Genomic DNA, 9,871 nt, shown 5'->3' on the forward strand with positions numbered 1-9,871 from the left:
GCTCGCTGTGCGGATGCCGGTCGGGCCCTTCCATTATCCCGAAGACCAGATGTCGGATGCGCCGATGCGGCAGCTCGCGGCCGAGATCACGCGGGAGAAGATCTACCAGCGGCTCCATCAGGAGCTGCCTTACCAATCCACCGTCGAGACCGACAGCTGGAGCGAGCGCAAGGACCATTCGGTGCGCATCGAGCAGACGATCTTTGTCGAGCGGGAAAGCCAGCGCAAGATCGTGCTCGGCAAGGGCGGGTCGACCATCAAGGCCATCGGAGCGGACTCGCGCAAGGAAATCGCGGAGATTCTTGGCCACCCCGTGCACCTGTTCCTGTTCGTCAAAGTGCGCGAAGACTGGGGCGACGATCCCGACCGCTACCGCCACATGGGCCTCGAGTTTCCCAGGGACTGACCGGCCGCCATGACCGTTCCGAAAAACGTGCTGCGGTTCGAGGTGCTGCTCTATACGTCGCTGATTCTCGACGCGCTCTCGGTCGCCTTCCAGGATCGCACGCCGACCACCGATATGACGGAGCAGATGATTACGGTTGCGACCGTGATTGCGGGCGGGCTGATCCTGCTGCTGGTCTATTTCGTCTACCTCGCGGCGCAGCGGCGCAAGAACTGGCCGCGCTGGGTGCTCGCCGCGGCGCTGATCTTTTCCGTCGTGTCGCTGTGGCAGGTCATCGGCGACAATGGCGTCGAGTTCGACTCCGGCATCGAGATCATGTCCTGCATCCTGACCGCGGCGGGGCTCTATTTCTCCTTCACGGGCGACGCCCAGGGCTGGTTCAACGCGTGAAGCAGGAGGCTGCGTAGGGTGGGCAAGGCGCGCGCCGCGCGCCGGGCCCACCACGACAACGTTACGATCAGTGTTGATCGCTGCGGTGGGCTCGCTTCGCTTAGCCCACCCTACATGGTACGCTTTTCCCCCATGGAATGGACCGACGAGGGCATCGTTCTGGGCGTGCGGCGGCATGGCGAATCCTCCGCCATCGCCGAACTGCTGACGCGCGAGCATGGCCGGCACCTCGGCCTGGTGCGCGGAGCTGCCGGCGCCCGGCTGCGCCCGCTGCTGCAGCCCGGCAACAGCGTGCGCGCCGTCTGGCGGGCGCGGCTCGACGAGCATCTCGGCACCTATGCGATCGAGGGCTTGCGGCTGCGCGCCGCTACCCTGCTGGCGTCGTCGCACGGGGTCTATGGCGTGACGCATCTCGCCTCGGTGGCGCGGCTGCTGCCCGAGCGTGATCCGCACGAAGACATTTTTGAGATGCTCGACCACGCGCTCGATGACTTCGACGATGCCGGTGAGGCGGCGGTGCATCTGGTTCGCTTCGAACTCGCCATGCTGGCCGAACTCGGTTTTGGGCTCGATCTCGACAATTGCGCGGCGACCGGCACGACGGAAGAGCTGGTCTATGTCTCGCCAAAATCCGGCGGCGCGGTCTCGCGCACGGCCGGCGGGCCCTGGCGCGACCGCCTGCTGCGGCTGCCGCCGTTCCTGCGCCAGGGGGAATCGCAAGACGATGCGGCCCGCCACGGCTGGACGGACCAGGACCTGCAGGACGGCTTTCGCCTGACCGGCCTGTTTCTGCTGCGCCACGTGCTGGAGCCGCGCGGGCAGGGCCATTCCGACGCCCGCGCCGGCTTCATCAATGCGGTGAGCAGGGTGAGAACGCGAATCGGGAGTGCCTCCTGACGCCTGGCCGGCGCTGTTCCAAACGGATTCCGCGTCGGAATTGCCGTGATTCGCGCCTTGCTCCCTCAGTTCTGAGCGTTTAACCCGTCTCCATGGGCAAGACACTGATTCCGCCGGAACCCGCCGAGGTTCACGAGGTCGCGCTGCGCGAGGCGCTGGAAGAGCGCTATCTCGCCTATGCGCTGTCCACCATCATGCACCGGGCGCTGCCCGATGCCCGCGACGGGTTGAAGCCGGTGCACCGGCGCATCCTCTATGGCATGCGCCTGTTGCGGCTCGATCCGGGCACGGCGTTCAAGAAGTCCGCCAAAATCGTCGGTGACGTGATGGGCTCGTTCCATCCGCACGGCGACCAGGCGATCTATGACGCCATGGTGCGCCTGGCGCAGGATTTTTCCTCGCGCTACCCGCTGGTCGACGGCCAGGGCAATTTTGGCAATATCGACGGCGATAACGCCGCCGCCTACCGCTACACCGAAGCGCGGATGACGGATGTCGCGCGCCTGCTGCTCGAGGGCATCGACGAGGACGGCGTCGAGTTCCGCGCCAATTACGACGGCCAGTCGAAAGAGCCGGTGGTGCTGCCGGGCGGCTTCCCGAACCTGCTCGCCAACGGCGCGCAGGGCATTGCGGTGGGCATGGCGACCTCGATCCCGCCGCACAACGCCGCCGAGCTGTGCGATGCGGCGTTGCATCTCATCGAAAAGCCGCAGGCCAAATCGCGCGCGCTGATGCGCTGGGTGAAGGGGCCGGACTTCCCGACCGGCGGCATCGTGGTCGACTCCAAGGAGGCGATCGCCGAAGCCTACACGACAGGCCGCGGCTCGTTCCGCGTCCGGGCCAAATGGGAGCAGGAGGAGGGCGCGCGCGGCACCTGGGTCGTCGTCATCACCGAAATCCCCTGGCTGGTGCAGAAATCGCGGCTGGTGGAAAAGATCGCCGAACTCCTCAACGAGAAAAAGCTCCCGCTGGTCGGCGACGTCCGCGACGAATCGGCGGAAGATATCCGCCTCATCATCGAGCCGAAATCGCGCAGCGTCGATCCGGCGCTGATGATGGAATCGCTGTTCCGCCTGACCGAGCTGGAAAGCAAGATCCCGGTCAACATCAACGTGCTGGTGAAGGGCCGCGTGCCAAAAGTGCTGGGGCTCGCGGAAGCCCTGCGCGAATGGCTCGACCATCTGCGCGACGTGCTGGTCCGCCGCTCCAACTACCGCAAGACCCAGATCGAGAACCGGCTCGAGGTGCTCGGCGGCTATCTGATCGCCTATCTGAACCTCGACAAGGTGATAAAAATCATCCGCACCGAGGACGAGCCGAAACCGGTGCTGATGAAGACCTTCAGCCTGACTGAGGTCCAGGCCGACGCCATCCTCAACATGCGCCTGCGCTCTCTGCGCAAGCTCGAGGAGATGGAGATCCGCACCGAAGACAAGAATCTGCGCGGCGAACTGAAGGGCCTCAAGGCGCTGCTCGCCTCCGAGTCCGAGCAGTGGATCAAGGTCGGCGAGCAGGTCAAGAAAGTCCGCGACATTTTTGGCCCGAAGACGCCGCTGGGCAAGCGGCGCACGCAATTCGCCGACGCGCCCGAGCATGACCTTGCCGCGATCGAGGAAGCCTTTGTCGAGCGCGAGCCCTGCACGGTCGTCGTGTCGGAGAAGGGCTGGGTGCGGACGATGAAGGGGCATGTCGAGGACCTCTCCGGATTGTCCTTCAAGACCGACGACAAGCTCGGCCAGGCCTTCTTCGCCGAGACCACGTCAAAACTGCTGCTGTTTGCTACCAACGGAAAGTTCTATTCGCTCGACGTCGCAAAACTGCCGGGCGGCCGCGGCCACGGCGAGCCGATCCGCATGTTCATCGACATGGACCAGGATGCCTCGATCGTCTCCGTGTTCGTCAACAAGGGTGGCCGCAAATTCCTGATCGCAAGCTCGGAAGGGCAGGGCTTTGTGGTCAAGGAGGAGGACTGCGTCGGCAATACCCGCAAGGGCAAGCAGGTGCTGAATGTCGAGATGCCGAACGAGGCATGCGCGATCACGAGCGTCGTCGGCGATCAGGTCGCGGTGATCGGAAGCAACCACAAGATGGTGATCTTCCCGCTCGACCAGGTGCCGGAGATGGCGCGCGGCCGCGGTGTGCGGTTGCAGAAATATACCAGCGCCTCGCTGTCGGACGTCGCGACGTTCGATTCCAAGACCGGGCTCGCCTGGAAGGATTCCGCCGGCCGCGATCAGGGCATGAGCTGGAAGGACCTTACCGACTGGCGCGGCAACCGCGCCGACGCCGGCCGGCTCGCGCACGGCCTGCCGAAATCGAACAAGTTGAACCGGCCGGTGGAGTAGGGACCCAGCCCGCGGTTCACCTCTCCCCGCTTGCGGGGAGAGGTCGGATCGCGCTTGCGCGATCCGGGTGAGGGGGACTCTCCACGCGCTCAGTGCCAGTGACTGCCCCTCACCCCAACCCTCTGCCCGTAAGAACGGGGAGAGGGGGGCGCACGTCGGATCTGGCAACGATCGAACCTCAACTCGTGGCGCCTGGATGTTATAGTATTCGTCAGGCGGCCGGCTATATAGCTCTGCGAATCGGACGATGTTCCCCGCGCGCGATCTGCCATGAGCCATTCCCATCACCACGCGCATGCCAATGATCATGATCATGCCGGCCATGCCCATCACCATGCCGGCCACAGCCATGCGCCGCAAAACTTTGGCGTGGCCTTCGCCGTCGGTGCCTCGCTGAATGCGGCCTTCGTGGTGGCCGAACTGGTGTTCGGCTATCTCGCGCAGTCGCTGGCGCTGATCTCGGACGCGGTTCACAACCTCTCCGATGTCATTGCGTTGCTGCTCGCCTGGGCCGCCGCCTGGCTGGCGCGGCAGCTTCCGACCGACCGCCATACCTACGGCTATCGGCGCGCCTCGATCCTCGCAGCGCTCGCCAATGCCGGCCTGCTGTTCGTTGCGGTCGGCGGCATCGTCGTGGAAGCCGTCGACCGGCTGCGGCAGCCCGCCGAGGTCGCGGGCGCGACGGTCGTCCTCGTGGCCGCGCTCGGCATCGTCATCAATGGCGCAACCGCGCTGTTGTTCATGCGCGGCCGAGACAGCGACCTCAACATTCGCGGTGCCTATCTGCACATGGCGGCGGATGCCGGCGTGTCGCTCGGCGTCGTGATCGCCGCGCTGGTCATCATGCTCACTGGATGGTCGTCGGTCGATCCGGCCGTCAGCCTTGGCGTCGTCGCGGTCGTGCTCGTGAGCGGCTGGGGTCTGGCGCGCGACAGTGTCAATCTGGCGCTCGATGCGGTGCCCCGGCATATCGAACTCGGCGAGGTCAGGGACTATCTCGGCGCGCTCGACGGCGTCGCGGCCGTCCACGACCTGCACATCTGGGCGATGAGCACCAACGAGACCGCGCTGACGGCGCACCTCGTGCGTCCCGGCGGCTCCGACGATCTGTTCTTGCATCGGGTCTGCGGCGAGCTTGCGCACCGTTTCAAGATCCATCACGCCACGCTGCAGATCGAAGCCGACGCCAGCGCGTGCAGGCTCGCACCGGCCGACGTGGTCTAGGCGCGTCGTCGCGAGCGAAGCGACGCGATCCAGAATTTCGCCGCCGCAAAGGTCTGGATTGCTTCGGCGCTAAGACGCCTCGCAATGAGGGGTAATAGGGGAAATTGTCCGTGGGCGGCGCCTCTCAAGGCGGCATCAATGTGATACGATGCTGCCTCGCTGACGGAGCCGATCGATGCGCGCGAACTCTCTCGATCAGAGGACCCATGACCACGTGTTCCTGGGCGCGCAGCATGCGCTTAATGAGCGCAAAACCTGGTTCGTCGTCGCCCTGACCGTGACCATGATGATCGCCGAGATCGGCGCCGGCTCGATCTTCGGTTCGATGGCGCTGCTGGCGGATGGCTGGCACATGGCGACCCATGCTGCGGCGCTCGGGATCGCGGGCCTCGCCTATCTGCTCGCCCGCCAATATGTCGGTCACACCCGCTTTGCCTTCGGCACCGGCAAGTTCGGCGAGCTTGCCGCGTTTTCCAGCGCCCTCATCCTGCTGATGATCGCGGTCCAGATCGCCTATGAAAGTGTGCTGCGCCTGTTCGCTCCGGTTCCGATCGGCTATGGCCAGGCCATCGCGGTGGCCTTTCTCGGCCTGGGCGTCAATCTCGTCAGCGCCTGGCTCTTGCGGGATTCGCACGATCATTATCATGGCCACGCGCACGATCACGCTGACGACGCCGGCGTCGGCGATGACGGTGACGGCGACGACGGTGACGGCGATGATCACGATCATCATGAGCACGATCATCGGGATCATGCCCATGATGGCCATCACGGCCATGGTCACGACAACAATCTGCGCGCCGCCTATCTCCATGTGCTCGCCGACGCCGCGACCTCGGTGCTGGCGATCGTGGCGCTCGTGATCGCTGCGTTCTCCGGCTGGCGCTGGACCGATCCGCTGGTCGGTCTGATCGGCAGCGTCGTGATCGCATCCTGGGCCTCGGGCCTCGTTCGTGACGCCGGCGCCGTGCTGCTCGATGTCAGCGCCGACAAGGACCTGGAAGGCGTGATCCGCGCGCGCCTGGAAAATGACGGCGATCGCGTCACCGATCTGCATCTCTGGCAGGTCGGTCCCGGCCATCGCGCGGCCGTCATCTCGCTGGTGTCGGACGCGCCACGAGAGCCCGCGATCTACAAGGAGCGGCTGCGCGACCTGACCGGCCTGAGCCACGTCACGGTCGAGGTCGAACGCTCACCAGATCCATATGCGGATTGAAGGGATCGCGCCGGACACGATTTTCCACTTGAGATAGGATAAAACGGGGAAACGCCACCGAGGAGGGAGCCCATGAGGTTTGCATCCGGTCTGTCCGTCGCGCTGCTGTCGCTGGTCGTCTTGCTTGCCGCAGGTCATGCCGAGGACAAGAAACCCGGCGTCGAGAAGCTTTACATCCTCAATTGCGGCGAGGGGGTTGCCGGCGACATTTCACGCTGGTCGCCGGGCGTCGATGAAGGCAAGTCGAAGGATTTCGTCGACAATTGCTACCTCATCAAGCACGCGCAGGGCTGGTTCCTGTGGGACACCGGCATCCCCGATGCTGTCGCGGCGATGCCGAACGGCCTGGCTCCATCAGACCCGAAGGCGGTGACCTGGAAGCGTCCGAAAACGCTGGCGGCGCAGCTCGCCGAGATCGGCGTCAAGCCCGAGGACATCAAGGCCATGGCGGTGTCGCACACCCACCCCGATCACATCGGCAATGTCGAGATGTTCCCGAGCACCATGCTCTATGTGCAGAAGGCCGAATACGAATGGCCGGGCGCAGACAACAAGCCGCGCTTCAAGCCGGAGCATCCGGCAACGCTGCTGGAAGGCGATCACGACGTGTTCGGCGACGGCACCGTGGTGATCCTGTCGACACCCGGACACACGCCGGGTCACCAGTCGCTGCTCGTGCGGCTGCCGCGGACCGGCCCGATCGTGCTCTCTGGCGATGCCGTGCATTTCAAGAGCAACTGGGACAACCGGCGGGTCCCCTCGCTCAATTTCAACAAGGACCAGACGCTCGCCTCGATGCAAAAACTCGCCGAAACGGTCAGTCGCGAATCGGCGCAGCTCTGGATCAACCATGACAAGGATCAGCGCGACATCCTCAAGCTGGCGCCGGAGTTTTACGATTGAGCGTTGCGGTTCAGTGTCGGTGGCGCGGCGTTCAGTTGCGCGGCGCCGAGACCGGCGGCGGTGCCGGGCTTTGGCTCCGTTTCGGGTTCAACGTGCCGGCATAGAACGAGACCAGCCAGACCAGGATCAGGGCGACGAGATACACCACATAGACCTGTGGCGGCGTCTTCGCCCAGCGCAGGAGTTTTTGCAGGCTACTTTCGTTGTCCATTGCGAAACTCTGCGCGAAACGCGTCGCAAATGAAAGACCCGCCGCCCAGCGGCTGCGTCAATCACAGGCGCCAGACATACTTGATCCGCGTCTGCCGCATATGGCTCCATCGAACGCTTTCGCGCCGCGCCATTGCGCGGCATAATGGCCTATGGATCTCGCACCCCGTCTGAACCTGATCAACTGGCTGGTCGGCCAGAGCCTCACCGGTCTTCCCGAGAATGATCTGTTGCGCGGCTTCTGCGAACGCTGCTGCGCGGAAGGTCTCGATATGTCGCGCGGCCTTGTCGCGATCGACACGCTGCATCCGATCTTCGAGGGACGGGGTGTGCGCTGGAACGACGCCCAGACCAATGAGGCCGACTCCTTCGAATATGGGCCGACCAACGAGGGCGAGGCGGCCGAGAACTGGCGCCGCTCCGTGTTCTTTCACATGCTGGAGAACGGCCACGACGAGATCCGCCTCGATCTCGCCGACCGCGGCAAGGATTTTTCGATGATCGGCGAACTCGTCGAGAAAGGCCATCGCCATTTCGTCGGCTTCGTGCACCGCTTCGGCGACGCCGGCACGCTCGGCCAGATGGACGCCGTCTACACCTATTTCACGACCCGGCGTCCGGATGGTTTCGCGGACCAGCATCTGGCGGCCCTGCGCGATCTGGTGCCGGTGCTCGGGCTTGCGATCAAGTCCGCGGCGCAGGTCGACATCGCGCGGACGCTCGGGCGGGTCTATCTCGGGCGGGAGACCGCCGAGCAGGTGCTGCGTGGCCGCATCACCCGCGGCGTCACCGAGAAGATCAATGCGGTGTTGTGGTTCTCCGACGTGCGCGGCTCGACCAGGATCGCCGAAAGCATTGCGCCCGCGGAAATCATCCCGTTTCTCAACGATTATGCGGAGTCTTCGATCAACGCGATCCACGAGGCCGGCGGCGAGGTGCTGAAACTGATCGGCGACGGCGTGCTCGCGATGTTCACCGCTGAGGACATGGCGGCGGCCCGCCGCGCCGCGCTCCGCGCCGAGCATCGCTTCCGCAAGAACATGGCTGCCCTCAACGCGCGCCGTGCCGCCGATGGCCGGCCGACGACGACGGCGTATCTCGGACTGCATGTTGGCGAGGTGTTTTACGGCAATATCGGCAGCGACGACCGGCTCGATTTCACCGTGGTCGGACCTGCAGTCAACGAGGTCAGCCGGATCGCTGCGATGTGCGGCTCGGTCGACCGCGATTTTTTGGTGTCGTCGGAATTCCGCGCCGGGCTGGATGCGGCCGGCCGCCGCTATCTGGTCTCGACCGGCCGCTATGCGCTGCGCGGCATCGGCCGCGCCCAGGACCTCTACACGCTCGATCCGGACATGGCGGACAACGAGGCCGTGGCCGGCAGCTACAAGCGCTATCTCGTGGGCTGACCGGTTCGGGCCATTGCCAGATTGCGCGCGCAGCGGTAAGTCTGATCCGCCATGATGATCCGTATCCTCAACATCGCTTCGGTCTTCTTCCTGAGCCGTTGACGGCACCGCCATTGGCGGTTGGAAGAACGCATGCGCCGACGGCCGCGCGGCCCGGCGCATTTCCTTTTTGACCCGAAAAAGCCTGACCCGCCCTGCGTCGCGCAGGCGAACGTCATTGGCCCATCCGATATGAGGACCTTTTCATGCCTGCCGAACACGACCCGGCGCGTGCGCTGAGCCGCGCGCAGATCCAGCAATTCATTCAGGACGGCTTTGTCCGCGTCGACGATGCCTTTCCGCGAGACCTCGCCGACCAGGGCCGCGCGATCATGTGGCGCGACCTTCCGTGCGACCCCGATGATCCCGCAACCTGGACCAGACCAGTCATCCGACTTCCCGGATATGGAGATGAGCCATTCCGGAAGGCGGTCAATACGCCGACGCTCCACGCCGCGTTCGACCAGCTCGTCGGCCGGGGGCGCTGGCGTCCGCGCGGCGGTCTTGGCACCTTTCCGGTGCGCTTTCCGCATCCCGACGATCCCGGCGATGCCGGCTGGCATGTCGATCGGAGCTTTCCCGGCCCGTCGAGCGATCCGAACGAACGGCACGATTTCTCGTCCTGGCGGGTCAATATCGCTGCGCGCGGCCGCGCGCTGTTGATGCTGTTCCTGTTCTCCGATGTCGGCGAGAACGATGCGCCCACCCGCATCAAGGTTGGATCGCATCGCGATATCGCGCGGCTGCTCGCACCGGCCGGCGAGGCGGGACTGTCTGACGGCGAGCTGAGCCGAGCGGGAGCAGCGCTGGACCGGCCGCTCGCATTGGCGAC

General features: G+C 65.0%; 10 protein-coding genes. 9 read left to right on the forward strand and 1 reads right to left on the reverse strand.

The features are described from left to right. The 7 genes from JOZ76_RS05915 to JOZ76_RS05945 all read left to right on the forward strand — a co-directional run. Positions 1–406: KH domain-containing protein (locus JOZ76_RS05915; RefSeq protein ID WP_291697693.1), on the forward strand; the 406-nt coding region annotated here is incomplete at its 5' end. Positions 407–415: 9 nt separating this feature from the next. Continuing rightward, positions 416–796 carry a hypothetical protein gene (locus JOZ76_RS05920; RefSeq protein ID WP_291697694.1) on the forward strand — a complete coding sequence of 127 codons (381 nt, stop codon included), beginning with the start codon at positions 416–418 and terminating at the stop codon, positions 794–796. Between the two features lie 132 nt (positions 797–928). Beyond that, a complete protein-coding gene (recO, locus tag JOZ76_RS05925) occupies positions 929–1,693 on the forward strand; it encodes a DNA repair protein RecO (protein WP_291697702.1) in 765 nt (254 codons plus the stop codon). 92 nt (positions 1,694–1,785) lie between these two features. Continuing rightward, positions 1,786–4,038: a DNA topoisomerase IV subunit A gene (gene parC / locus JOZ76_RS05930; protein WP_291697695.1), complete on the forward strand. Its 2,253-nt coding sequence runs from the start codon at positions 1,786–1,788 to the stop codon at positions 4,036–4,038. 270 nt (positions 4,039–4,308) lie between these two features. Further along, a complete protein-coding gene (locus tag JOZ76_RS05935) occupies positions 4,309–5,262 on the forward strand; it encodes a cation diffusion facilitator family transporter (protein WP_291697696.1) in 954 nt (317 codons plus the stop codon). A gap of 175 nt (positions 5,263–5,437) precedes the next feature. After that, complete coding sequence (dmeF, locus tag JOZ76_RS05940; RefSeq protein ID WP_291697697.1) at positions 5,438–6,478, forward strand: CDF family Co(II)/Ni(II) efflux transporter DmeF; 1,041 nt, start codon at positions 5,438–5,440, stop codon at positions 6,476–6,478. A 72-nt stretch (positions 6,479–6,550) separates the two neighbouring features. Continuing rightward, positions 6,551–7,381 (forward strand): N-acyl homoserine lactonase family protein, encoded by an 831-nt coding sequence (locus tag JOZ76_RS05945; RefSeq protein WP_291697698.1) that lies wholly within the window; start codon positions 6,551–6,553, stop codon positions 7,379–7,381. Positions 7,382–7,412: 31 nt separating this feature from the next. Here the strand turns inward: JOZ76_RS05945 and JOZ76_RS05950 are convergent, their stop codons facing one another. Then, positions 7,413–7,592, reverse strand: a complete 180-nt coding sequence (locus JOZ76_RS05950) for a hypothetical protein (RefSeq protein ID WP_291697699.1) — start codon at positions 7,590–7,592, stop codon at positions 7,413–7,415. A 151-nt stretch (positions 7,593–7,743) separates the two neighbouring features. Between JOZ76_RS05950 and JOZ76_RS05955 the strand changes: the two genes are divergently transcribed. Both JOZ76_RS05955 and JOZ76_RS05960 read left to right on the forward strand, forming a co-directional pair. Next, positions 7,744–9,000, forward strand: coding sequence for an adenylate/guanylate cyclase domain-containing protein (locus JOZ76_RS05955; protein ID WP_291697700.1), 1,257 nt, complete (start codon positions 7,744–7,746; stop codon positions 8,998–9,000). A 245-nt stretch (positions 9,001–9,245) separates the two neighbouring features. Then, positions 9,246–9,871: phytanoyl-CoA dioxygenase (locus JOZ76_RS05960; RefSeq protein WP_291697701.1), on the forward strand; the 626-nt coding region annotated here is incomplete at its 3' end.

The sequence above is a fragment of the Bradyrhizobium sp. genome (genome assembly GCF_019244115.1).
Classification (GTDB): Bacteria; Pseudomonadota; Alphaproteobacteria; order Rhizobiales; family Xanthobacteraceae; genus Bradyrhizobium.

What these genes read in the sequence shown, in the direction of transcription:
- JOZ76_RS05935 (WP_291697696.1), top strand. Translation starts at nt 4,309, where the DNA reads ATGAGCCATTCCCATCACCACGCGCATGCCAATGATCATGATCATGCC.
- JOZ76_RS05950 (WP_291697699.1), bottom strand. Translation starts at nt 7,592, where the DNA reads ATGGACAACGAAAGTAGCCTGCAAAAACTCCTGCGCTGGGCGAAGACG.
- parC (WP_291697695.1), top strand. Translation starts at nt 1,786, where the DNA reads ATGGGCAAGACACTGATTCCGCCGGAACCCGCCGAGGTTCACGAGGTC.
- dmeF (WP_291697697.1), top strand. Translation starts at nt 5,438, where the DNA reads ATGCGCGCGAACTCTCTCGATCAGAGGACCCATGACCACGTGTTCCTG.
- recO (WP_291697702.1), top strand. Translation starts at nt 929, where the DNA reads ATGGAATGGACCGACGAGGGCATCGTTCTGGGCGTGCGGCGGCATGGC.
- JOZ76_RS05955 (WP_291697700.1), top strand. Translation starts at nt 7,744, where the DNA reads ATGGATCTCGCACCCCGTCTGAACCTGATCAACTGGCTGGTCGGCCAG.
- JOZ76_RS05945 (WP_291697698.1), top strand. Translation starts at nt 6,551, where the DNA reads ATGAGGTTTGCATCCGGTCTGTCCGTCGCGCTGCTGTCGCTGGTCGTC.
- JOZ76_RS05920 (WP_291697694.1), top strand. Translation starts at nt 416, where the DNA reads ATGACCGTTCCGAAAAACGTGCTGCGGTTCGAGGTGCTGCTCTATACG.